Here is a 25,661-nt window from a genome sequence, read left to right on the forward strand (position 1 = left end):
CAGCTTGCACCGCCCGCTGCGGGGACGCAAGCGGGAACCTTCAAAGGAGGAACCGTGCGCACCACCGTCTCCACTCTGGCCCTCGCCGGGGTGCTCGCCCTTGGGCTGAGCGCGTGTTCGGACTCAACGACCGCCGAGGGCGGCAAACCCTCCGGCAAAGCCAGCGGCGATGTCACCGTCGGCTTCTCCGTCTACGACATGCAGTACGAGTTCTTCCAGAAGATGGAGAAGGGCACTCGCGAAGCCGTCGAGGCAAAGGGCTGGAAGTTCAAGCTCCACGACGAGAAGAGCGACGAGAACGAGATGGTGACCGGCGCCCAGGCGCTGCTCGACCAGGGCGTCGACGTCCTCATCATCAGCCCGTTCAAGCCCGACGCGCTCGGCCCGATCGTCGCCAAGGCCAAGCAGAAGAAGATTCCGGTCATCATCGACGACATCGGCGGGGGCGGGACCCCGTACGACGCCATCGTGATCTCCGACAACGCGGACGGCGGTAAGCAGGCCGCGGACTACATGGTTCAGCAGGTCGCGGCCAACGGCGCCAAGAGCAAGAAGGTCGTATCGATCACCTGCGAGCCCTCGGCCGTGTACGCGGCCCGGCGTAACCAGGCGTTCGACCAGCAGATCAAGGACAAGGGCTTCCAGGTTGTCACCGAACTCTCCGGCAACTCCAAGGCCGAAGAGGCGTACAAGATCATGAAGGACGCCCTTGCCAAGGACCCCGACGTCGTCGGCGTCTTCGCCTGCAACGACCCGATGGGCGTCGCGGCCGCCAACGCGATCAAGGACGCCGGCAAGGATCCGGTCAAGGGCATCGTGACCGTTGGCTTCAACGCCGATCCCGAGGCGGTCACCGCGATCGGCAAGGGCGGGCTGTCGGCCACCATCGCTCAGGACCCGGCGGGCATGGGCGCCAAGACCGTGGAACTCGCGGCGCAGGCTGTCAACGGCGGAAAGCTGACCTACGACGACGAGACCAACCGCGAGGTGTTCCAGAAGGTCACGCTCGTGACCAAGGACAACGTCGCGCAGTTCGCGGGCTGAGCCAGCCCCAGCGCCGTGCGGGGCGGGAACCACACCCGCCCCGCACGGCGCCCAGAGAACCCACATGCCATTTCTGCCTGCTGCTCCATGCCCCTGACCCCGTGGCGCCGCTGACGCGCCCCCCGGTCGCCGGGTAGCCCCTCCCTCCCCCCATCCCCCCGAGGTAGGTATCCCGTGAGCACGCCCATCTCCCGCAAGAACTTCCTCCGTCTGGCCGGTGCGAGCGCTGGCGCCCTCGCCATCGACGGCGTGGTCGGCAGACCGGCCGCCGCGCAGACCACCACCCCACAGGCCCAGGAGCCCGGCGTCGAGTTCGTGGCCTACTACTTCCCCCAGTGGCACGCCGATCCCCGTAACGAGCAGTGGTTCGGGCCGGGGTGGAGCGAGTGGGAGGTGCTTAAGTCGGCCCGCCCGCGCTTCGCCGGCCATGAGCAGCCGAAGCGGCCGCTGTGGGGCTACACCGACGAAAGCGACCCCGAGCAGATGGCTCGGCGCATCGCCGCCGCTTCCAGCCACGGCCTCAACGCCTTCATCTTCGACTGGTACTGGTACGACGGCCCCTTCCTCAACGGCGCCCTGGACCGTGGCTTCCTCAAGGCCGACAACGCGGACGAGCTGAAATTCGCGCTCATGTGGGCCAACCACGACTGGTGGGACCTCTACCCGGCCAAGCGTCGCACCCTCTACGACACCCTCATGCACGGGGCCACCGATCGCGCGGGGTTCGAGCGCGCCACGGATCACGTCATCGCCAACTACATGCACCACCCGCGCTACTGGCGCGTCGGCGGTAAGGCCTACTTCTCGATCTACGACATCGGGACCCTGCAGACCGGGCTCGGCGGCCGCCCCGCGACCCGCGCAGCGCTCGATGACCTGCGGGCGCGAGCGGCTCGCGCCGGCGTCGGTGAGCTGCACCTGAACGTCGTCGTCAACCAGTGGATGCCCGACATCAACGCGATGGTGGCGGAGTTGGGCTTCGACAGCGCCACCCATTACACCTGGATCCACCACGAGTACGACCTGCTCACCCAGATCGCCACGCCGTACGACACGGTCCGGGAGTCCGCCGCGCGCAGTTGGAAGCGGTTCGACGGCGACTTCGAGGCGCCGTACTTCCCGGTGGTGAGCATGGGCTGGGATCCGAGCCCCCGGACCGCCCAGTCCGACGTCTACGAGCACATCGGCTACCCCTTCACACCGGTCTTCACCAAGAACACCCCCGGTGAATTTCGGCAGGCGTTGCAGGCGGCGCGCGAATTCGTGTCCAAGCCGGAGCACGAGCTGAAGATTGTCGCGATCAACGCCTGGAACGAGTGGACGGAGGGCAGCTACCTCGAGCCCGACGTCGAGCACGGCATGGCCTACCTCGACGCTCTTCGCACGGTCTCGGCGAGAGCACGATGAGCGCCGGCGGCGCATTGGTTCGTGTTCTCGTCCGTACGAGGATCCTGGTCGTGGCAGCCGCGCTCGGGCTGCCGCTGGCCGCGGTCGCGATCCCGGCTGCCGCGTCGCCCGGCACGGGTGCCGCTCCCTCGATGAGCACGACGGTGGTCAACGGCGACACGCATGGCGGGACGATCCGCTTCGACGTGGACGGGAACGCAATCGACGCGCACGACGGGGAGATCCAGCGGTTCGGGGACCGGTACTACCTTTACGGCACCACCTACGGCTGCGGCTACGTGCGGCTCGAGCGCCCTGCCACGCCGTGGTGCGGCTACCGGGTCTACTCCTCGTCGGACCTCGCCCGCTGGACCGACGAAGGCCCGCTCTTCGACGCCACCACTGCCGCATGGCAGTCGCGGTGCAACAGCGCGACGCTGTCGTGCTATCGCCCGCACATCGCATACAACGCCGCCAGCCGAAAGTACGTCCTGTGGGTCAACACCTACGAGGTGCCGGTGCACTTCCACGTGCTGACCAGCGACTCTCCGACAGGGCCCTTCCTGGAACAGCCGGACCTGCCGAAGCTGGCGCTCGACGGCGGCGGCGACATGGACTTGTTCGTCGACGACGACGGGTCGGCCTACCTGGCGTACACGCTCACCGGCAACGGCTATGACATCGCCGTCGAGCGGCTGGACGAGACCTACACGACAGGGACCGGCGCGTACACGAGGCTCGAGGTCCGCAACACCGAGGCGCCGTCACTGTTCCGGCGCGGCGAGACCTACTACGTGACGCTCTCCGATCCGAACTGCGCGTACTGCTCCGGCACCGGCGCTTCGTACCTCACCGCCCCCTCGCCGCTCGGGCCCTGGACCGGGGCGATGCGCGGTGATGCGCCGATCATCGACGGGCAGCTGAAGCTGGCCAATCTCGGCGCGGTCAGCAAGCCCGGCCTCGACTGGACGGACTACACCCTCGATCTGTCCGTCACTCCGCTGCAGACCGGCGGCGGCGGAGCGTACGCCCAGGCCGGATGGTTCTTCCGCGCCCAGGACACCCGCAACGGCTATGCCTGGCTGATCGGCAACTACCCGCACCCGGGAGCGACCGGCGGCAATCTCACCAAGGTCGTCTACGTCAACGGACAGCCGGCCAAGGTAACCGTGCTCAAGCTGCCGTTCTCGATCGTCGGCGGCCAGCGCTACCAGGTCCGCACCGAGGTGCTCGGCTCGACCTTCCGCACCTGGGTGAACGGAGTCCTCGTGGACACGACCACCGACTCCACCTACGCCACGGGCCGGATCGGGCTGCGCGAGACGACCGGCGAGAGCGGCCTGTTCGACAACGTCAGCGTTGCCGCTCCCGACGGCAGCCTCCTGTTCCAGGAGGGCTTCTCCGGCGACACCGCGCAGTGGATCGGGTTGGAGCCGCGCAAGCGTGGCTTCCCGATCAGCGAGGACTCCTGCGGTGGACAGCCGGCCGATGTCGCTGTCCTTCCCGCGCCAGGCGGTCGCACGTACCTCTTCCAGTCGGACCGCTGGAACAACGGTGATCAGAACGAGGCGCTCGCCACGCACTACTGGGAGCCGCTGCGATTCCGGGCGGACGGCTCGATCGAGCCCCTGACCTGCGGCGCGACCTACGACCTGACGCTCGCGGGGCTCAAGCAGGGCAGTGACCGCGCCCCGGCCGACCTGGACCAGAGCACGGGTTCAGCCGGCTTCCGCGCCTTCTGCGACACCAAGGGCGCGCTCCGGCGGGCGCAGACCTTCATCGCCGGTCGCTCGGGTGTGCTCAGCCGCGTCGCCTACACCTCCTTCCAGGACAACCATCCGAACGGGCCGCTGACGGTGGCGATCACGACGCTGCGTCCGGACGGCACCCCCGGTGAGGTGCTCTGGACCGGTACCCGCCAGGTCGACGACCTGAGCTGGGCTCCCACAGAGGTGGCCGTCGCGCCCGACATCGCGGTGACGGCCGGCACGTCGTATGCCGTGGTCGTCAGCGCCCCGACGCTCACGAAGGGTTGCTACGGCATGGCCTACGCGCCCGACGACCCGTACACCGGCGGAGCCGCGCTGGTCAGTACCGACGGCGGCACGTCGTGGCGGGTCGAACAGGGTCGGGATCTCAAGCTCGAGACCTCGGTGCGCCCTGGATCCGCCACCGCCACCGTGCCGGCGGCCGCGGCATGAGCCCCCTGTACGGGCGCGTCAGCGCCTCTCGAACGCTCGAAGCAGGCAACCACCTGATGGAAGGAACGGTGGGATGACCCAGGACATTCGCGTGGTTTGTGCGAGGCGACCGTGAAGCGGCACCGCCTCCTTCTCCTGAGCGCGGCGGCCGCCCTGTCGATCGTGGTCGCCACCCCACCCGCTGCGGCCGAGTCGCCGCAGCCGGTGACGACCGTGGTGAACGGGGACGCGGCCGGGTCGACGATCCGGTTCGCCCCGAACGGGGACGCGGTCGACGCGCACGACGGCGAGATCCGCCGCTTCGGCAACCGCTACTACCTCTACGGCACGCGCTACGGATGCGGCTACGAGTGGCAGCGCCCCGGGGCGCCGTTCTGCGGCTTCGCCTCCTACAGCTCCACCGATCTGGTGCACTGGCGCGACGAGGGCCTCCTCTTCGACGCCTCGACCACGCAGTGGCAACAGCGCTGCAACGGCAACACCTACGGCTGCTACCGCCCGCACGTCGCCTTCAACACGGCGAGCGGGAAGTACGTCCTCTGGATCAACTCCTACGACGTCGGCGTGGGATACCACGTCTTCACCAGTGATCAACCGACCGGCCCGTTCGTCGAGCAGCCGTTCCCGCGCCTCGCCGTGACCGACGGCGTCCCGCCGGGCTTGAACAACGGCGACCATGATCTCTTCGTCGACGGCGACGGGACCGCCTACCTCGTTTTCACGGACTGGCGCCGGGGCGGCGACATCGTGGTCGAGAAGCTCGATGCGACCTACCGCACGGGCACGGGCGAATATACCCGGTTGGGTTTGACCCGGGTCGAGGCGCCGTCGATGTTCGAGCGCGACGGGCGCTATTACCTCACCCTGTCTGACCCGAACTGCGGCTACTGCACCACCGGCACGTCCTACTTCACCGCGCCGACGCCGCTCGGCCCGTGGAGCGGTGCGCCCGCTCAGGACAGCTGGAAGCTCGCCGGTGGCGCCCTGCTGGTCGACGGCGGCGGCATCGGGCTGTCCAGGGCGGGTGCGCAATGGACCGACTACGACCTGTCGTTCACCACGACGCCGCTGCAGACCGCCTCGCAGGGCGGCCACTCGTACGCCCAAGCCGGCTGGGTCTTCCGGGCGTCTGATCCCGGCAACGGCTACTCCTGGCTGCTCGGCAACTACCCGCACGCGGGAGCCACGGGTGGCAACCTCACCAAGATCGTCTGGCGGGGCGGCGGCATCGCGAGCGCGGTGACGGTCAAGACCCCGATGGCGATCGAGGGCGGGCGATCGTATGCCGTCCGTACCCAGGTGACCGGCAACACGATCCGCACCTGGGTCGACGGGGTGCTGATCGACGAGACAACCGACGGCACATACCACTCGGGACGGGTCGGCTTCCGCGAGAGCGGGGGCTCGGATCACGAGAGCGCCCGCTTCGACGACGTCAAGGTCACGGCGCCGGACGGCACAGTGCTGCTCGCCGACGACTTCGCCGGCGACCTCGCGGCCTGGGACCGGCCATCCGTGCCACCTCTCGGCATCAAGATCAGCAACGACTCGTGCGGTGGACAGCCCGCCGACGTCGCCGCGCTGCCCGCCCGACAGGGCAACGTGTACCTGTACCAGAGCGATCTGTGGAACAACGGCGCCCCGAACGAGGCGTTGGCCCGGCACCACTGGGAGCCGCTGCGCTTCCGGGCCGACGGGTCGATCGAACCGATCACCTGCGGCCGCAGCTATAACCTGCCGCTCGCCGGGCTACGCGACACCGCCGGCCCGGCGCTGCCCGCCGGCACCGACGTGACGACCGGTGACCTCGGCTTCCGGGCATTCTGCGACGTGGCCGGACGGGTCCAGCGGGCACAGACCTTCACCGCGGAACGGGCTGGACGGCTACAGCGCGTCTCCTACACGACGTTCCAGGCCGGCCATCCCGACGGGCCGTTGGTGCTCGAGGTCTCCCGGCTCGGCGCCGACGGACGGCCGGGCGAGCCGCTCGTACGGCGGGAGGTGCCAGCGGCCGCGGTGAGCTGGTCACCGTCCAGGGTCGCCGTCGAGGTCGGCCTCGACGTGGCGGCGGGGGACCGGTTCGCGCTCGTCGTCCGTTCGGCCGCCAGCCGCGGTTGCTACGGCATGGCCTACAACGACGCCGACCCCTACCCCACGGGCGGTGGGGGCCTCTACAGCAATGACGGTGGCACCACTTGGCGCGAGGAGACCGGCCGCGACCTGCGCATCGACACGACGGTCGAGGCCGCCCCGTGATCGGGCGGGAGACGGCAATGACTGACTGACACACGGATCGCGACGAGAGAGCCCACGACGAGAGTGATGGATCAGGAGCACGACTGATGACTGACACAGCAACGGTAAAGGCCGCCCTGAGGGCGCAGCGGATCGAGACACCGTCGTGGGCGTACGGCAACTCCGGTACCCGCTTCAAGGTCTTCGCCCAGGAAGGGGTGCCGCGCAACGCGTACGAGAAGGTCGACGACGCCGCGACCGTGCACCGCTTCACCGGGGTGGCACCCAGCATCGCCCTGCATATCCCGTGGGACCGCGTCGACGACTACGCCGAGCTGACCAAACACGCCGGCGATGCGGGGATCCGGATCGGCGCGATCAACCCGAACGTCTTCCAGGAGGACGACTACCGACTCGGCAGCGTCTGCAACCCTGACCCGATCGTCCGCCGCAAGGCGCTGGACCATCTGTTGGAGTGCGTGGAGATCGGCGCTACCACCGGCTCGACGATCCTCAGCCTGTGGTTCGCCGACGGCACCAACTACCCCGGGCAGGACAGCATCCGGGCCCGCCAGGACCGTCTGGCTGAAGCGCTCGAGGCGACCTACGCCGCGATGCCCGGGGCGATGCGAATGCTGCTGGAGTACAAGCTCTTCGAGCCGTCGTTTTACACGATGGACGTTCCCGACTGGGGAACGTCGTACGCCCACTGCCTGCAGCTCGGGGACCGGGCCCAGGTGCTCGTCGACACCGGCCACCACGCGCCGGGCACCAACATCGAATTCATCGTGGCGCTGATGCTGCGCGCCGGTCGGCTCGGCGGTTTCCACTTCAACAGCCGCTTCTACGCCGACGACGACCTCATGGTCGGCGCCGCCGACCCGTTCCAGCTGTTCCGGATCATGCACGAGATCGTCCAGGGCGGCGCCCTGGACCCCGCCGCGGACGTGGCGTTCATGCTCGACCAGTGCCACAACATCGAGCCGAAGATCCCGGCGATGATCCGGTCGGTGCTCAACGTCCAGGAGGCCACGGCCAAGGCGCTGCTGGTCGACTCCGACGCGCTGCGGGCCGCCCAGGACAGCGGGGACGTGCTCGGCGCCAACGCCGCGCTCATGGACGCGTTCAACACCGACGTCCGGCCGATCCTCGCCGAACTGCGCGAGGAGATGGGCATCGACCCCGACCCGATCGCCGCCTACCGACGGTCGGGCCACCACGAGCGGCTCGTCGCTGAGCGGCAGGGCGGCGCACAGGCCGGCTGGGGCGCCTGACAGTCGTTCCGACGTCTACCACCACCAGCAGCCGTCGTAAGAGAAGACCGGAGAAGGGCCACAATGAGTACGACCCACCCGACCGTCGCCGCTCTGCTCGATCGCGCGCACCGTCTCGGCGCCGATCCGCGGAACACGAACTACGCCGGCGGCAACGCCTCCTGCAAGGCGACCGCGACCGACCCGGTCACCCGGGAGAACGCCGAGCTGATGTGGGTGAAGGGGTCCGGCGGTGACCTCGGCACGCTCACCGAGGCGGGTCTGGCCGTCCTGCGGCTGGATCGCCTGCGCGCGCTCGTCGACGTCTACCCCGGCGTCGACCGCGAGGACGAGATGGTGTCTGCCTTCGACTACTGCCTGCACGGAAAGGGTGGTGCGGCCCCGTCGATCGACACCGCCATGCACGGCCTGGTCGAAGCCGCCCACGTCGACCACCTGCACCCCGACGCGGGCATCGCGTTCGCCAGCGCCGCCGAGGGTGAGGCGCTCACCAAGGAGTGCTTCGGCGACCGCGTGGTCTGGGTGCCGTGGCGCCGCCCCGGGTTCCAACTAGGGCTCGACATCGCGAAGATCAAGGCGGAGAACCCGCAGGCGATCGGTGTGATTCTGGGCGGGCACGGCATCACCGCGTGGGGCGACACCTCGCCGGAGTGCGAGGCCAGGTCGCTGGAGATCATCCGGAGCGCGCAGGCGTTCATCGACGCCCGGGGAGCGGCCGAGCCGTTCGGCGCGCTGCTGGAGGGGTACGGGCCGTTGCCCGAGGCCCAGCGGCGGGCCCGCGCGGCCGCGCTCGCCCCGGTCATCCGGGGGCTCGCCTCGACCGACGCGGCCCAGGTGGGGCACTTCACCGACGCCGACCCGGTGCTCGATTTCCTGGCCCGGGAAAAGCATCCGGCGCTGGTCGCGCTCGGCACCTCCTGCCCGGATCACTTCCTGCGGACCAAGGTGCGCCCGCTCGTGGTCGACCTGCCGGCGACCGCGCCGCTGGAGGACGTGATCGCGCGCCTTCGTGAGCTGCACACCGGCTACCGGGTGGAGTACCAGGCGTACTACTCGCGGCACGCGACCGTGGAGTCCCCGCCGATGCGCGGCGCCGACCCGGCCATCGTCCTGGTGCCCGGCGTCGGCATGTTCTCCTTCGGCAAGGACAAGCAGACGGCGCGGGTCGCCGGCGAGTTCTACCTCAACGCGATCAACGTGATGCGCGGCGCCGAGGCGATCTCCACGTATGCCCCGATTCCGGAGTCGGAGAAGTTCCGGATCGAGTACTGGGAGTTGGAGGAGGCCAAGCTCCGCCGGTTGCCTGCGCCGAAGCCACTGGCGACGCGCGTCGCGCTGGTAACCGGGGCAGGCTCGGGCATCGGCAAGGCGATCGCGACGCGACTGGCCGCGGAGGGCGCCTGCGTGGTGGTCGCCGACCTGAACGAGGATGCCGCGTCGGCGGTCGTCGCCGAGATCCGGGACGGCATGGGCGCGGACGTCGCCGTGTCGGTGCGCATGGACGTCGCCGACGCCGACCAGATCGACGTGGCGTTCGAGGCCGCCGCGCTGGCGTTCGGCGGGGTCGACCTGGTCGTGAACAACGCCGGCCTGTCGATCTCCAAACCGCTGTTGGAGACCGACGAGGCCGATTGGGACCTGCAGCACCGGGTCATGGCCCGCGGTTCGTTCCTGGTCGCCAAGGCCGCCGCGAAGGTCATGATCGATCAGGGGATGGGCGGCGACATCGTCTACATCGCCAGCAAGAACGCCGTCTTCGCCGGCCCCAACAACGTCGCGTACGGCGCGGCAAAGGCCGACCAGGCGCACCAGGTGCGGCTGCTCGCGGCCGAGCTGGGCGCACACCGCATCCGGGTCAACGGCGTCAACCCGGACGGCGTGGTGCGCGGTTCGGGGATCTTCGCCGGCGGCTGGGGCGCCCAGCGAGCCGCGGTCTACGGGGTGCCCGAGGAGAAGCTCGGCGAGTACTACGCCGGCCGGACGTTGCTCAAGCGGGAGGTGCTGCCGGAGCACGTGGCGGCGGCGGTGTTCGCGCTGACCGGCGGCGACCTGTCCCTGACCACCGGCCTGCACATCCCCGTCGACGCTGGCGTGGCGGCGGCGTTCCTCCGCTGATCGCTTGTTGGAGAAAGGAGCTCCCGTGGCACTGTCCCGGTTACGCAGCCCGCTTCGCCTGGTCCTGGTGACCGGGCTGGTCGCGGGGCTCCTTCCGGCCGCGGCCCCGCCCGCCGCCGCGAGCCCGGAGGACGGACCGCCGTCGCTCGTCGCGGTCGCCGCCACCACGGACCACCTCGCCGCACCCCTCGGGGTGGACAACCCGGCGCCGCGGCTGGCCTGGACGCTGGCCGCGACCGAGCGCGGCGAGACGCAGACGGCGGCACAGGTGCAGGTGGCGGCGAGCGCCGACGACCTGCTCGACGGTGACCTGATCTGGGACAGCGGTCGCCGGGAAAGCGCCGATCAGTTCGTCGACTGGGCCGGCCCGCGGTTGCGGTCCGCCACCCGCTACCACTGGCGGGTCCGGGCCTGGGGCCGCGACGGCGTCGTCTCCGGGTGGAGCAGGTCGACCTGGTTCGAGACCGGCCTGCTCGACCCTGCCGACTGGGGCGGGTCGTGGATCGGCGCCGGAGCCCGCGACGGCGCGGTGGACTGGGGTAGCGCCGGCTGGATTTGGCACGGGCCGGCCGATCTGCCCACCGGCGCGCCCTCCGGCACCCGCTACCTGCGGCGCAGCGTGCCGCTGGCCGCGGATGCCACGATCCGGCAGGCCACCTTCATCGCGACCGCGGACAACCACTTCCGGCTCTTCGTCAACGGACGCGAGGTCGGACGCGGTGACGACTGGCAGCAGGTGCAGCGCTTCGACCTGACCGATGTGCTGCGCCCGGGCGCGAACGTCGTCGCGGTCGAGGTCACGAACGACCCGGACCCGGGCGTGTCCACCGGACCCGCAGGTTTCCTCGGCAGCCTGCGCGTCGTCCTCTCGAGCGGCGCCACCGTGGCGATCCGGACGAACACCAACTGGCGGAGTGCGCAGTCCGCGCCGGACGGCTGGACCGAGCCGGGGTTCGACGACAGTGGCTGGGCGCGGGCGCAGGTCGTGGCGGCGCAGGGCGCGGGACCGTGGGGACCGGTCGCCATCCCGGCGGTCAGCACCGCCGCACCGCAGTTGCGCAAGGCGCTCCAGTTGGACAAGCCGGTGAGCCGGGCGCGGGTGTACTACAGCGGTCTGGGCATCTCGGAGCTGCGGATCAACGGGGAACGGATCGGCGACGAGGTGCTGTCGCCGGTGTTCTCGCGGTATGACAAACGCGTCTACTACGTGACGAAGGACGTCACCGGCGCGCTCCGCAGCGGAGAGAACGTCCTCGGCGTGACGCTCGGGCGTGGCTGGTACTCGATGACCACGCCAACGGTGTGGAACTTCCACACCGCGCCCTGGCGTGCCGAGCCGGCCCTGCGGCTCAAGCTCGTGATCGACCATCCTGACGGCACGAGCGACACCGTCGTCAGCGACGGCACCTGGCGCTGGGTGGACAGCCCGACCCTGGCGGACAGCCTGCATCTCGGCGAGGTGTACGACGCCCGCCGCGAGCAGGCGGGATGGGACGCCCCCGGCTTCGACGACGCCGCATGGCGACCGGTCACCACCGTGCCTGCGCTGGCCGGCGAGGTGCGCGCCGAGCCGCTGCAGCCGATCCGCCGCGCCGGCTCGGTCGCCCCGGTGAAGATCAGCCGACTGCCGTCCGGCGCGTACGTCTTCGACTTCGGGGAGGTCGTCGCGGGTTGGGCCCGGCTCAGCGTCGAGGGCGAGCCGGGCCAGCAGGTCGAGCTGCGGTACGGCGAGCAGCTGCGCGCCGATGGCACGGTGGCCAACGAGCAGCAGCACATCACCGGCGACATCCAGGTCGACCGCTACCTGTTGCGCGGCGGTGCAGCGGAGAGCTGGGAACCCAGGTTCAGCTACAAGAGCTTCCGGTACGTGGAGGCCCGGGGGCTGCCGCGGGCGCCGCAGACCGGCACGCTCACCGCCGTGTACGTGCACTCGGACCTCGCCCGCAGCAGCGAGTTCACCAGCTCGAACGAGCTGTTCAACCGGATACACGACGCGATGGTCCGGACCACGCTCAACAACCTGTACGGGTATCCGAGCGACTCGCCGATGTTCGAGAAGAACGGCTGGGCGGACTTCCACCTGTGGTCGGAGGACACGCTCATCAACCTGGACTCGGTGCCGCTCGTGTCGAAGTGGGTCACCGATCTTTCCGAGAGCCAGACGCCCGATGGGCGGATCCCGGCCATCGCGCCCGACGACGGGTGGGGCGCGGGCATCGACGCGATCGAGTGGGGCAGCGCGGGAGTGCTGGTGCCCTGGTACGTGTATCAGCGGTCCGGCGACGCGCGGATCCTCGCCCGCCAGTACGCCTCGATGCGGGCGTACGTGGAGCGCAAGCTGGCCGAAAGTCCGGGCCTCATCGCCGACAGTGTGCTCGGGGACTGGGTCTCGCCCGGCTACCTGACCCCGCCGGAGGGCGCCCGGCTGACCGCGACCGCGTACCTGTTCCGGGACCTCGAAGTCATGCGGGACAGCGCCGCCCTGCTCGGCGCGGCCGCCGACCGCGACCGGTACGCCCGGCTGGCCGGCGAGGTGAAGGCCGCGTTCCAGCGCACGTTCTACGACGGCGAGCGGAAGGTCTTCCGCACCGAGCGGGACGCCGGGTTCCGGCAGACCTCCCAGATCCTGCCGCTGGCCTTCGGTCTGGTACCCGACCAGGATCGGGGCGAGGTCACCGCGAACCTGGTGCAGGACGTCACCGAGGCGCGGGACAACCACCTCAACACCGGCAGCATCGGGACCCGTTATCTCCTGCCGGTCCTGACCGACCAGGGTTCCGGCGACGTCGCGTTCCGGGTCGCCAGCCAGAGGACGTATCCGAGCTGGGGCTACTGGTTCGACCACGGCGCCACGACCATGTGGGAGTCGTGGAACCTCGACGCGCGGTCCCGCGACCACGCGTTCCTCGGCACCATCGATCAGTGGTTCTACGAGCAACTGGCGGGCCTGCGCCCGACGTCGCCGGGCTACCGCACCGTAGACGTCGCACCGCACCCCGTCGGCGATCTGCGTTCGGCCGCGGCCAAGGTCGGCACGCCGTACGGGGAAGTCGGATCGTCGTGGCGACGCGACGGCGACCGGTTCACGCTGGACGTGCGCGTGCCGGTCGGCGTGACGGCGCGCGTCTCGGTTCCGGCCGCTTCGGCCTGGGCGGTGACGGAAGGCAGCCGGATCGCGGCGGAGTCACCCGGGGTGCGCCTGGTGTCGGTCGCCGGCGGCCGGGCCACCTTCGAGGTCGGCTCGGGCTCGTACCGCTTCGGCACCGATGCCTTCCGTGGCGCGGTGGCGACCGCGCGGGACGAGATCGCGGCCGTGGCGGGCGACGATGCGGCGCGGACTCGGGAGCCGCTGGAGGCGCTGCTGCGCGGCACCGCGGACGCGCTGGCGGCCCTGCGCGACAGCCAGCGCCGCATCGACCGCCTGCTCGCGGACCAGGTCCGTCCGGACGATCATCTGCGGGCGGCACGCCGATCCGTCGACGAGGCCCTTGGGCTGCTCACCGCCGTACGCGCCACGACGACCGTGGACGGGTCCGGCGCGGTGGCCGGCGCTGCGGTCATCGTCCGCGTCGTGGTCCACAACGACGGGAGCGAACCGGTGCGTCTGGGCGAGGCCGCCCTCACCGTGCCGGAGGGCTGGACGGCGCGGACCGTCCGCCGCGACGCGGCGCCCGGACAGCTCGACCCGGGGGAGCAGGCCACGACCACGTTCGAGGTGCAAAGCCCCGCGGATGCGGACACATCTCAACCGGCCGAGGTCGTCGCGACCACCCCGGTCGCCCTGAAGGACGCCGACTTCGTGGTGGCCGCCCCGTCCGCGGTGAAGCTGACGCCCCCGGTCCGCGTCGAAGATCTGCGGGCGGCCGGCGTGTTCGGTGACGCGGCCGACGGCCGGGTCCGGGCGGTGCTGCGCAACCTCGGCGAGGTTCCGCTGCGCGTGGGCGCGGCGCTGACCGTTCCCGACGGGTGGCGGGCCGCCGAGGTGCCGCCCGAGACGCTGCAGCCGGGTACCACGACCACCGTCACCATCGACGTCTCCCGGGATCAGGCGGCGGGCCAGCGGAGCCCGCAGGTGGATCTGCGGTTGTCGTACGGGATCGACGCGTCGAGCCGCTCGATCGGGGTCCCGGTCGGCGACCTGGCGCTGAACAGTCCGGCGACCGCGCGGGTGAGCCTGGAGGCCGCCGACTGGGGCACCCGGCTGCTCACGGACGGCGGCAGACGTAGCGCCGACGGCGCCCGCGGCTACACCAGTGACCCGCCGCGATCCAGCCGGGACGCCTCGGAATGGGTGAGCGTGGATCTCGGGCGGACCCTGACCGCGGGGACGCTGGCGCTCTGGCCGCGAACGCAGACGCCGTCCGACGGCGACCTGCCGGTCGACGGCGTCTGCTTCCCCGAGGTCTTCACGGTTCAGGTCTCGACCGACAACGCGACCTGGACCGACGCCGCGACCGTGACCGGGCAGGGAAACCCCGGCCGGCACCCGGTCCTCGTGGACCTTGGCGGCGTTCCGGCCCGCTACGTTCGCGTGCTGGTCACCCGCCTCGGCAGACCTACCGACTTCGAAGAGCGGCTGAACGTGTTCCGCTTCCAGCTCGCCGAGCTGGAAGTCGGTGCGGCTCGCCCCCTGGACGCGGCAACCCCGACCTCCTGACCCGAAAGGACCACGGACATGACCACCACCACTGAGCCGGTCGCCGCCAGCCCCACGCTGGCCCGTCTCCCGCACCGCCGGGTCAAGGTCGGGCTCGTAGCGGGCGGGCTCGGGGCGTACTGGCCACAGTTTCCCGACCTGCTGCCGCAACTGCAGCGGTCGGCCGCCCGGGTGAGCGAGAAGATGCATGCCCTCGGTGCGGACGTCGTCGACGTCGGCTTCATCTCCGATGCGCAGGAGGGCGCGGCAGCGGCGGAGAAGCTGCGGGTCGCCGGGTGCGACATCATCGTCGGCTTCCTCACCACCTACATGACCGCGACGATGCTCCTGCCGATCGCCCAGCGCAGCGACGCGCCGGTGCTGCTGATCAACCTGCAGCCGACCGAGGCGATGGACCACGCGAGCTTCGACACCGGGCAGTGGCTTGCCTACTGCGGCGCCTGCCCATTGCCGGAAATGGCCAACACGTTCACCCGCTGCGGCATACCGTTCCGATCCGTCTCGGGTTACCTCGAAGACGAGCGGGCCTGGGCGCGGATCGCGCGCTGGGTGAAGGCGGCCGGCGTACGGGCTGCCCTGCGCCGTGGCAGACACGGCCTGATGGGGCATCTATACCCCGGCATGCTGGACGTCTCCACCGATCTCACCATGGTGCCGGCCAACTTCGGCGGGCACATGGAGGTGGTGGAGTTCGACGACCTGCGCATACGCGTCAACACCGCAACCGAGGAGCAGGTCCGGGCCAAGATGGAGCAGGCGCGGGAGATCTTCGAAGTCACCGACTCCGTCGTAGACGAGGACTTCCAGTGGGCCGCGCGCGTGTCGGTCGGGCTCGACCGGCTGGTCGAGGACTTCGAGCTGGACAGCCTCGCCTACTACCACCGCGGCCTCGAGGGCGAGCAGCACGAGCGGCTCGGCGCCGGCATGATCCTCGGGGCCTCCCTGCTCACCGCGCGCGGCATCCCGGCGGCCGGCGAGTACGAGCTGCGCACGTCGCTGGCGATGCTCATCATGGACCGGCTCGGCGCCGGCGGGTCGTTCACCGAGCTGCAGGCGCTGAATTTCTTCGACAACGTGGTGGAGATGGGCCACGACGGCCCGGCGCATCTCGCGATCAGCGACGGCAAGCCGCTGCTGCGCGGGCTCGGCGTGTACCACGGCAAGCGGGGCTGGGGCGTCTCGGTCGAGTTCGACGTCAAGCACGGCCCGGTGACGGCCTTCGGCGTCGGGCAGACCCGCGACGGGCGGTACGCGTTCCTGGCGTCCGAGGGCGCAGTTGTCGCCGGGCCGCGGCTCCAGATCGGGAACACCACTTCGCGCGTCGACTTCGGCTGTGACCCGGGCGAGTGGACCGACGCGTGGAGCGCGAGCGGTGTGGGACATCACTGGGCGCTCGGGACCGGGCACCAGGTGGCCGAGCTGAGGGCGGTCGCGGAGCTGCTCGACGTCGAGTTCCGTGAGCTGCGGGTCTAACCGGAGGGAGGCTGGCACGTGGACGCCCCAGGCGTGCCACGTCCTGTTCTGTCCGAGGACGATGTGGCACTCCTCGCGCTGCTCGCGCGAGGACTGTCGCTGGACGCCGTGGCCCGGCGCCTCGAGATGTCGGAGCGGACGGTGCGCCGGCGTACTCGGACGATCTGCGACCGACTAGGCGTGACCACGCCGATCGAGGCGGTGGTCTGGGCCGCCCGCCGCCATCTGATCTGATCTGACCGCCCGGTGGCGGATCTGTGGCCACCGGGCGGCGCCGAGCCGGTCCGGCTGCCGTCCGGTCGCCGAGTTCAGGCTGGCGTCTTGACGTCCCCGTACCGGCCCCTGCGGTGGCCGGATCTGGACAGGGGGTTGTGCTACGTGTTTCCGGTCGGTTAAGAAGTGACCGTTGTCACTTTGAAACGTTCTAATACGAGGGTCGAGTGAGAGGAACCGCGGGCATGACGCTTGCATGGGGCCGGATCCGCATCCCCGTGGCGGTATTCACCGCCGGCGTCGTCGCCGCCGCGGTGACATGGGCGCCACCCGTCGCGGCGGCTCCCGCCGCCACCGCGTCGGTCCTCTCGGTCGGCGCGCTCACCGTGGATTCACTCGCCGACCCGGTCGGCATCGACGACGCGACACCCTCGCTGAGCTGGCAGCTGGCAGCCACGCGGCGCAACGCCGTCCAGACCGCCTACCAGACGCTCGTGGCATCCAGCCCGCAGCGGCTCGCCGTCGGCGACGGTGACATGTGGGACAGCGGAAAAGTCGACTCCAACCAATCCGTCGGCGTCCGCTACGAGGGCAAGCCACTGCACTCCCGCCAGCGGGTCTACTGGGCCGTGCGCGCCTGGGACGCCGACGACCGTCCGTCGCCCTGGAGCGGCATCGGCTCCTGGGAGACCGGGCTGCTCAAGCCGATCGACTGGTCGGCCCGCTGGATCGCCAACCCGGCGTGGCTCGCGCACACGAACCCGGTTACCGTCACTTTCCCCGCCCGGCATGGGCGTTACGTGCGACTGGACGTCACCCGGCTCGGTAAGCCGATCAAGGAAGGCTGGCCGTACCCCGTCTCGCGGCTCCAACTTGCCGAGATGGAGGTGTACGGCGCGGGTCAGCTGCTCTCCCGCGACGCCCTCGCGAAGGCCTCCGAGTCCTTCGAGATCCCCGGCAGCTGGACCCTGCAGGCCATCCACGACGGCCGGCTGACCAGCGACGGCCCGCCGATGGGCTACACCAGCTACGAGCGGCAGTACCAGGACCTGGACGGCTCGATCTGGCTCGAGCTCGACCTCGGCCGCGACACCGACGTCGACAAACTGATGCTGTACCCGCGCACGGACACCCTCACGGCGGACGGCTCCACGCCGAACTTCCCTCAGAACTACACGGTGCAGGTGCGGGCCGCGGGCGAGACCACGGGCAGCGTCGTGGCCACGGTGACCGGTCAGGTCGCACCGAAGCCGCCGGCCAAACCCAATGCCATGCCGCTGTTCGCGAAGACCTTCACCGTGGACAAGCCGATTGCGCGGGCTCGGCTCTACGCCACCGGACTCGGCGTCTACGAGGCGCGCCTCAACGGCGCCAAGGTCGGCGATGCCGTGCTGGAGCCGGCCAACACCGACTACCGCACGCGCGTCGAGTACGCGACCCACGACGTGACCAGCCAACTCCGCCAAGGCGCGAACGCCCTCGGCTTCGAGCTGGGCAACGGCATCTACAACGTGCCATCGACGCCGGGCCGGTACCAGAAGTTCTCCTGCTCGATGGGCGCGCCGAAGCTCATCGCCCAACTGGAGATCACGTACGCCGACGGCACCAACGCCGTGGTCGCCTCCGATGACTCGTGGGTGACCGCTGACGGCCCGACCACCTTCTCCAGCTGGTATGGCGGAGAGGACTACGACGCCCGGCGCGAGATCGCCGGTTGGGACCGCCCGGACGGCGATCGAAGCGGCTGGGTGCCGGCGCAGGAGACCACCGCGCCCACGGCGGGCAGCCGCCTCACCGCCCGCGCGGCACCGCCGATCCGTGCCCAAACGACCCTGAACGCCGTTTCCCGCACCGAGGTCGCCGGGGGTACCTGGCTCTACGACCTAGGCCGCAACATCGCCGGTTGGCCGCAGGTCACGGTGCGCGGCGCCGCCGGCTCGAAGGTGCGGCTGCGTCCCGCGGAGTCGCTGGCCAACGGCCGGGTCGACCAGGGCCAGGTCGGCTCCCCGGTGAATTTTGACGTCACGCCCGCCACGGACGCCGCCGTCACCTGGCACCCCCGCTTCATGTACTACGGCTTCCGCTACGTCGAGATCTCCGGCACCGACACCCCGCCGGCCCTCGCGGACGTCCAGGGAATCGTGCTGCGGGCCGACAACGAGCGCACCGGCAGCCTCGAGACCTCCGACCCGATGGTCAACCGGATCCACGACATCGTGAACAGGGCCATCGACGGCAACATGTTCTCCGTCCTCACCGACTGCCCGCACCGGGAGAAGCTCGGCTGGCTGGAGGAGGCGCACCTCGTCGGCGACGCCCTCACCGCCAACTTCGACCTCGGCGCCTACTACAACAAGATCGTCCGGGACGTCGAGGACGCTCAACTCGGCAACGGCATGGTGCCGGACATCGCGCCGGAATACACCGTCTTCTCCGGCGGTTTCCGCGACGACCCGAACTGGGGTGGCGCCCTCATCCTGGTGCCGTGGCAGATGTACCGCTCGTACGGCGACGCGCGGGTGCTGCGCGAGCACTACCCAGCGATGAAAAGCTACATGGACTACCTCGCCAGCAAAGCAGACGGGCACATCCTCTCCTACGGGCTCGGCGACTGGGTGGCCTTCGACACGAGCACGCCGCTGGCCGTCACCGCGACGACCGCGTACTACCGGTTCGCCACCGCCATGACACAGATCGCCGAGGCGGTCGGGGACACGGCGGGCAAGGCCGCGTACGCCGAGCGGGCCGAACAGATCCGCAGCGCGTTTAACGCCAAGTACTTCCATGCCGATACGAACAGCTACGCGTCTGGTAGCCAGGCCAGCAACGCGCTGCCGCTGTGGGCCGGCATGGTTCCCGCCGACGCCCGGGCGGCCGTCCTCCAGCACGTCGTCGACGACGTCAAGGCGCGAGGCAACCACCTGTCCACGGGCGAGATCGGCCTGCCCGCCCTGCTGGACGTGCTCGCCGACGGCGGTCACGCCGACTTGGTCGAAGCGCTGGCCAACAACCCGAGCAGCCCGAGCTACGCCTACCAGGTGCTGCACGGCGCGACCACGCTCACCGAACTGTGGGACGGACCGACGGCGGGCGCCTCGCAGAACCACTTCATGCTCGGCGCCATCGACGGCTGGTACTACCGGTACCTCGGCGGCATCCGCTCCACGACACCCGGCTACCAGACCTTCCTCGTGCAGCCGGAGGTCACCGGCGACATGTCCCACGTACGAGCCGAGCAGCGCTCGCCGTACGGCCGGATCGTCAGCGAGTGGCGCCGCGACGGGAAGACCCTGCACCTCGACGTCGAGGTGCCCGTCAACAGCAGCGCGACCGTCTCGGTGCCGCTGTTCGGCGAGGGCTCCGGTCGCTGGCGTGCCTCGGCGACCGCTGGCGCCACGTTCGTCGGCATCCAGGGTGACCGCGCGGTCTACCGGGTCGGCTCGGGTCGATGGTCGTTCATCACCCGCACCCCGGACACGCCGCCGCAGACGAGCCCGGTGGTCGTCGAGGCGTCCACCGGCCAGGCCGCGGTCGTGCCGGGCTGGAACTCGAACGCGACCTTCCGGTTGGTCAACCTCGGCGACACCGAGGTTACGGCGCGGCCGCAGGTTACGGCGTCCGTCGGCTTCACCGCGACCATGGACGCCGACTCGGTCACCGTGCCCGCCGGGCAGGGCATGGAGGTTCCGGTCGCGATCGAGCTGACCGACCAGGGCACGACGAGCGGCACGGTGAGTCTCGCCGTGGGCACGAGCACAGCGAGCGTGCCCCTCGTGGCGACCGGCAACCTCACCCGCGTCGCGACAGTGACGGCCTCCAGCACCTGGCCCGGCTTCTCGGCCGCCAAGGCGAACGACGGCGACACCTCCGCGGCGCGCTGGGACGGCGGCGCCGGCTGGAACGACGGCACCTTCCAGACCTTCCCGGACACCCTGACCGCGACGTGGAGTCGTCCGGTCACCCTCGACCAGGCCCGGCTCTACACCCACCCCGACGCCCGCTACGCCCTGCAGGACTTCGACGTCCAGGCGTTCGTCGACGGCCAGTGGCGAACGGTGGCGTCGGCGCGCGGCAACACCGCGGGCCGGGTGGACACGACGTTCGCCGCCACGAGCACGACCGCGCTGCGGCTGGTCGCGCTGGCCAGCAACGACGGCCAGTTCAGCCGGGTGATCGAACTCGAGGCGTACTCCCCAGGCACCTCCCCGCCGACCACCTGAGCACTGTAGACAGGCAAACACCCGCGAGTGGTTGAAACGGTCCAACGTTCACGAGGATCCGGAGGCACATCCCACATGAGCTCACGCACCCGGCACGCCTTCCTCGCCTTGTCGCTCGTCGCCCTGGTCGTCTCCCTGGCGCCGCCTCAAGCGATCGCCGCGAGCGCTTCCGCGCTGAGCGTGACGTCACTGGAGACCGAACACGCCCACAACCCGCTCGGAATCGACGCAGCCCGCCCACGGCTCGGTTGGGCCCTGTCATCGTCCGAGCGCGACCAGCGCCAGTCCGCGTACGAGATCCTCGTCGCCACCTCGCCGAGCGAGCTCGAGCCGGGCGAGGCGGACGTCTGGGACAGCGGTCGCGTCAGCTCAAGTGCCACGTTCGACGTGCGCTACGCCGGGCCGGGCCTCGCGTCGCGGACCCGCTACTGGTGGCGGGTCCGCTCCTGGGACGCACAGGGCCGCGCCTCGGGCTTCAGCGCCCCGGCCTGGTTCGAGACGGCCTTCCTCGACGCGGACCAGTGGACCGGCTCCTGGATCGGCGCGCCGGTGGCCACCGCCGACAAGCCGAGCCTGCAGGGCGCGTCCTGGATCTGGTATCCGGAGGGCGATCCGGGCAACTCCGCGCCCGCGGCCACCCGCGTGTTCCGGCGCGGCTTCTCGGTGCCCTCGGTCGCGGAGCTGACCTCGGCCCGGCTGGTCATGACCGGCGACGACGGCTTCACCGCCTGGATCGACGGCACCCAGGTGGCCAGCGCCGACCCGCGCCCGGAGTTGGAGAGCTGGCGTAGCCCCGTCGTCACCGACGTCACCTCCGCGGTCCGCGACGGTGCGAACGTGCTCGCGGTGGCCGCGACCAACGGCCGGGTCAGCCCCGCCGGGCTGCTCGGCCGGCTGGAGCTGCGCTACGCCGACGGGACGACGACCCGGGTGGACACGGACGGGGCGTGGCGGTCGGCCACCGGGCCAGCCGACGGCTGGCAGCAGGTGGGATTCGACGACACGGCGTGGCCGGCCGCGAAGGTGATCACCGCCTGGGGCGGTAGCCCGTGGGGCCAGGTTTCGCCGACGGCCCCGACGGCTCCGGAGCCGTTGCTGCGCAAGGAGTTCGCCGTCCGTGACACGCCCGTACGTCGGGCGCGCCTGTACCTCAGCGGCGTCGCGTACGCCGAGGCCACGCTCAACGGCCGGCCGACCACCGACACCGTGCTCGAACCGGGTTTCACCCGCTACGACCGCACCGTCCAGTACGTCACCCGGGACGTCACCGGGAACCTGCGGCCGGGGACGAACGCGCTGGGCGTACGGCTCGGCCGCGGCTTCTACGGCATGACCCAGGCCAACGTCTGGAACTGGCACACCACGCAGTGGACGGGCGAACCGCGGGTGCTCGGCCAACTGGAGATCGAGTACACCGACGGCACGCGGCAGGTGATCGCCACCGACGGGTCCTGGCGCACGGCCGAGGGGCCGGTGCGGTACGACTCGCTCTACGGTGGCGAGACCTACGACGCCCGCACCGAGCAGCCGGGCTGGGACGCGCCGGGCTTCGACGCCGGCGCCTGGCGGCCGGTCGTGGTGGTCACCGCCCCGGCCGGGCGACTCGTCGCCGAGAGCCAGGAGCCGATCCGGGTCACCGAGACGCTGCGCCCGACCAAGGTCACCTCACCGCGCTCCGGTGTGTACGTGTTCCACCTGCCGCGCAACGTCGCGGGCTGGGCGCGCGTCCACGTGCAAGGCGCGGGCGGCACCAAGGTCACCTTGCGCTACGGCGAAATGCTCGACGCCGGCGGCAACCTCGTGTCCGCCAACGGTCTCGTCACCGGCCGCTTCCAGACCGACGAGTACGTGCTCGCCGGGCGCGCCGAGCCGGAGCAATGGGAGTCCCGTTACACCTACAAGGGCTTCCAGTACGTCGAGGTGACCGGCTGGCCCGGCACCCCGACCATCGAAGACCTCGACGCCCGGGTCGTGCACAGCGACCTCGCCTCGGTCGGAGACTGGTCGAGCTCCCAGCCGCTGTTCGAGACGGTGCGTGAGCTGACCCGGCACACGGTGCTCAACAACACCCACGGCATCCCCACCGACACCCCGATGTACGAGAAGAACGGCTGGGCCGGCGACGCGCAGCTCATGGCCGAGACCGACATGTTCGAGTTCGACATGCGGCGGCTCTACGAGAAGTGGCTGGGCGACATCCGGGACAGTCAGGGCGCGAACGGCCTGGTGCCGGGCATCGCGCCGGACAATGGTTGGGGGCTGGGGTGGCCCGGCCAGGCGCCGCCCTGGGATGCGGCGTACGTGCTGATCCCGTGGGCGATGTACGAGCGCTACGGCGACCGGGACATCCTCGCGGCGCACTACCCCGACATTCGCGAGTACATCGAGTACGAGATCGGGCGCGCGCCGGCTGGTCTGCACTCGAGCTCGCTCAACGACTACCTCGCTCCCGGCTACGGCGGGAACAGCCCCGAGGCCCCGACCCTGGCCGGCACCGCGTACGCCTACGCGAACGTCTCGGCGATGGCTCAGATCGCGGACGCCCTCGGCAAGGACGCCGATGCCGGGCGCTACCGGGCAGCGGCGGCGAAGATCCGGGACGCTTTCAACGTGGCGTTCCTGCGCGGAGACGCGTACGTGACGTCCTCCGACCCGGGCTACCGGCAGACGAACAACCTCCTGCCGCTCGCCTTCGACATGGTGCCGGCGGACGAGGTGGACGCCGTCGTGGCCCGTCTCGTGCGTGAGATCGGCGTCAAGGGCGACCATCTCGACACCGGCGCGTTGGGAACGAAGTTCCTGCTCACCGAGCTGACCCGCCGCGGCTACGGCGACCTGGCCTACCGGATCGCCACGCAGCGCACCTACCCCTCCTGGGGCTACTGGATCGACAACGGCGCGACGTCGCTGTGGGAACGGTGGGACCTCGGTGCGCGCTCTCGTGACCACGCCTTCCTCGGCGGCGCCATCGGCGAGTGGTTCTACGAAGACCTGGCGGGCATCCGGCCGACCGCGCCCGGCTACGAGCGCTTCGACGTGGCGCCCCAGCTGGTCGGCGACCTCACCTCCGCGTCGGCGCGTCTCAACACGGTACGCGGCGTGGTGGCGAGCGGCTGGCGCAAGCGCGATGGTGGCGCTCTCGACCTGGACGTGACCGTGCCGGTGGGGGTCACCGCGACGGTCTCCGTCCCCGCCGCCAACCGCTGGGCCGTGATCGAGAGCGGACGGCCCGCGGCGGACTCGCCCGGCGTCACGTTCGTCAAGTTCGCAGGCGGGCGAGCGGTGTTCTCCGTCGGCTCCGGCACGTACGCCTTCCGAACCGGCCCCCAGGCTGCCCGGATCGGCGCGGCGACCGATGCCGCCTCGGCGCTGGGCGACGCCGTCACCGACGCGCAGCTCAACCCGGGTCAGCGCGGCTACGCCGACGCGCGCACGCGCAGCATTGCCGACGCGCTGCGCCAGTCGCTGGAGAAGACCGCGCGGGGCGACATCGACGTGGCCGGCCAGCTCGTGCAGCAGACTCTGGCCGCCGAGGCGCACATGTCCCGGTGGCTCGACCGCCAGGACGGGCTGCCCGACGCGGATCGGCAGCGCCTGGGCCAGACGCTCACCGCGCTGCACAAGGCGCTGTCGGAGGCGTCCGCGGTGCTGCTCGGCATCACCGTCGAGCTGACCGGGGTCGACGAGCCGCTCGTCGCGGGCAGCACGACGCGGCTCACCGCGGTCGTACGCAACAGCGGCGCGGCGTCGGTGCGCGACGTGGGCGTGGCGGCGGGCGCACCGGACGGCTGGACGGTCCGGGCCGGCGGTGACACCGGCACCGGTGCCATCCGCCCCGGGGACACCTTCTCCGTGCCGCTGGACGTGACCGCGCCGCTGTCCGCGTCCGCCGACAGCGTCCCGCTGCATCTCACGCTGGGCTGGACCGCCGGCGGCGGCACCGCGGACACCGCATACGACGAGTTCCTCGCCGTGCGGCCCGCCGTCACGGTCGGGACTCCCCGCGCCGGCGCCTGGCCCGATCAACCCGGCACGCCGGTGACCGTCGACGTGCCGGTGGCCAACGCGGCCGACGTGGCACTGGCGGGCACGGCGGAGGCGAGCGCCCCCCAAGGCTGGACGGTGTCACCGGCGACAGCGCAGCTGCGCGTCCCGGCCGGCGGCGCAGCAGACGTGCAGCTCCGGCTGACGCCAACCGGGGCCGCCGTACCGGCGAGCGCGGACGTCGCCCTGTCCCTGACGTTGCAGCCCGAGGGGCGTACGGATGAGCTGCGCCTGCCGGCCACGGTAAGGCTGGGAAACCTGGCCCGTGGCCGGCCGGTCGCCGCCGCGCACAGCCTGGAGGTCGCCAACTGGTCCAAGAGCCTGCTCGTGGACGGTAAACGCCGCAGCGAGGACTCGGCGAAGGGCTACACCAGCGACCCGCCCGCGACCAGCCGCGACACCGTCGAGTGGCTCTCGGTCGACCTCGGTGCGCCGACCTCCCTGGACCGGGTTGTGCTCCATCCGCGCACGCAGACACCGAACGACAACGGTGTGCCGGCGGACGGGGCCGCCTTCCCGCGCACGTTCCAGATCCAGACCTCCGACGACGGGTCGACGTGGAAAACCGTCCGGACCGTAACGGATCACGTGCAGCAGGGCACGACACCGCAGGCGTACACGTTCGACGGCGCCGTGACCGCACGCTACGTCCGCGTGTACGTGACGGTGCTCGGCGAGCCGGCGGGCGACGACGCCCAGCGGGGCCTGTACCGGCTCCAACTCGCCGAGCTCGAGGCGTACGGGGCGCAGGTCAAACCATGAGCGCCCGAATTCAGCCGTGGACCTTGTCGGTGCCGCA

General features: G+C 70.8%; 11 protein-coding genes. All 11 read left to right on the forward strand.

Annotation, left to right across the window (positions count from 1 at the left end; genetic code table 11):
• Nucleotides 1–54: 54 nt before the first annotated feature.
• Nucleotides 55–1,044: a substrate-binding domain-containing protein gene (locus ACFOYX_RS08080; protein WP_322440217.1), complete on the forward strand. Its 990-nt coding sequence runs from the start codon at nt 55–57 to the stop codon at nt 1,042–1,044.
• A gap of 174 nt (nt 1,045–1,218) precedes the next feature.
• Nucleotides 1,219–2,451, forward strand: a complete 1,233-nt coding sequence (locus tag ACFOYX_RS08085) for a glycoside hydrolase family 99-like domain-containing protein (protein WP_322440216.1) — start codon at nt 1,219–1,221, stop codon at nt 2,449–2,451.
• 50 nt (nt 2,452–2,501) lie between these two features.
• The gene (locus tag ACFOYX_RS08090) at nt 2,502–4,631 is read left to right on the forward strand and encodes a family 43 glycosylhydrolase (protein WP_322440215.1); all 2,130 of its coding nucleotides are present in this window, start codon (nt 2,502–2,504) and stop codon (nt 4,629–4,631) included.
• Between the two features lie 111 nt (nt 4,632–4,742).
• Nucleotides 4,743–6,887, forward strand: a complete 2,145-nt coding sequence (locus tag ACFOYX_RS08095; protein WP_322440214.1) for a family 43 glycosylhydrolase — start codon at nt 4,743–4,745, stop codon at nt 6,885–6,887.
• Between the two features lie 86 nt (nt 6,888–6,973).
• On the forward strand, nt 6,974–8,140 hold the full coding sequence (rhaI, locus tag ACFOYX_RS08100) for an L-rhamnose isomerase (RefSeq protein ID WP_322440213.1): 1,167 nt from the start codon (nt 6,974–6,976) through the stop codon (nt 8,138–8,140).
• 63 nt (nt 8,141–8,203) lie between these two features.
• Entirely contained in the window at nt 8,204–10,255 is a 2,052-nt protein-coding gene (locus ACFOYX_RS08105) for a bifunctional aldolase/short-chain dehydrogenase (protein ID WP_322440212.1), read from the forward strand.
• A 25-nt stretch (nt 10,256–10,280) separates the two neighbouring features.
• The gene (locus tag ACFOYX_RS08110; RefSeq protein WP_322440211.1) at nt 10,281–14,912 is read left to right on the forward strand and encodes a family 78 glycoside hydrolase catalytic domain; all 4,632 of its coding nucleotides are present in this window, start codon (nt 10,281–10,283) and stop codon (nt 14,910–14,912) included.
• Between the two features lie 18 nt (nt 14,913–14,930).
• The gene (locus ACFOYX_RS08115) at nt 14,931–16,385 is read left to right on the forward strand and encodes an L-fucose/L-arabinose isomerase family protein (protein ID WP_322440210.1); all 1,455 of its coding nucleotides are present in this window, start codon (nt 14,931–14,933) and stop codon (nt 16,383–16,385) included.
• Nucleotides 16,386–16,403: 18 nt separating this feature from the next.
• Nucleotides 16,404–16,619, forward strand: a complete 216-nt coding sequence (locus ACFOYX_RS08120; protein WP_322475038.1) for a LuxR C-terminal-related transcriptional regulator — start codon at nt 16,404–16,406, stop codon at nt 16,617–16,619.
• A gap of 224 nt (nt 16,620–16,843) precedes the next feature.
• Nucleotides 16,844–20,818: a family 78 glycoside hydrolase catalytic domain gene (locus ACFOYX_RS08125; RefSeq protein ID WP_322440208.1), complete on the forward strand. Its 3,975-nt coding sequence runs from the start codon at nt 16,844–16,846 to the stop codon at nt 20,816–20,818.
• 75 nt (nt 20,819–20,893) lie between these two features.
• The gene (locus ACFOYX_RS08130) at nt 20,894–25,624 is read left to right on the forward strand and encodes a family 78 glycoside hydrolase catalytic domain (protein ID WP_322440207.1); all 4,731 of its coding nucleotides are present in this window, start codon (nt 20,894–20,896) and stop codon (nt 25,622–25,624) included.
• The last annotated feature ends 37 nt before the right edge of the window (nt 25,625–25,661 follow it).

Source organism: Micromonospora sp. GCM10011541, assembly GCF_042650725.1.
Taxonomy (GTDB): Bacteria; Actinomycetota; Actinomycetes; order Mycobacteriales; family Micromonosporaceae; genus Micromonospora; species Micromonospora sicca.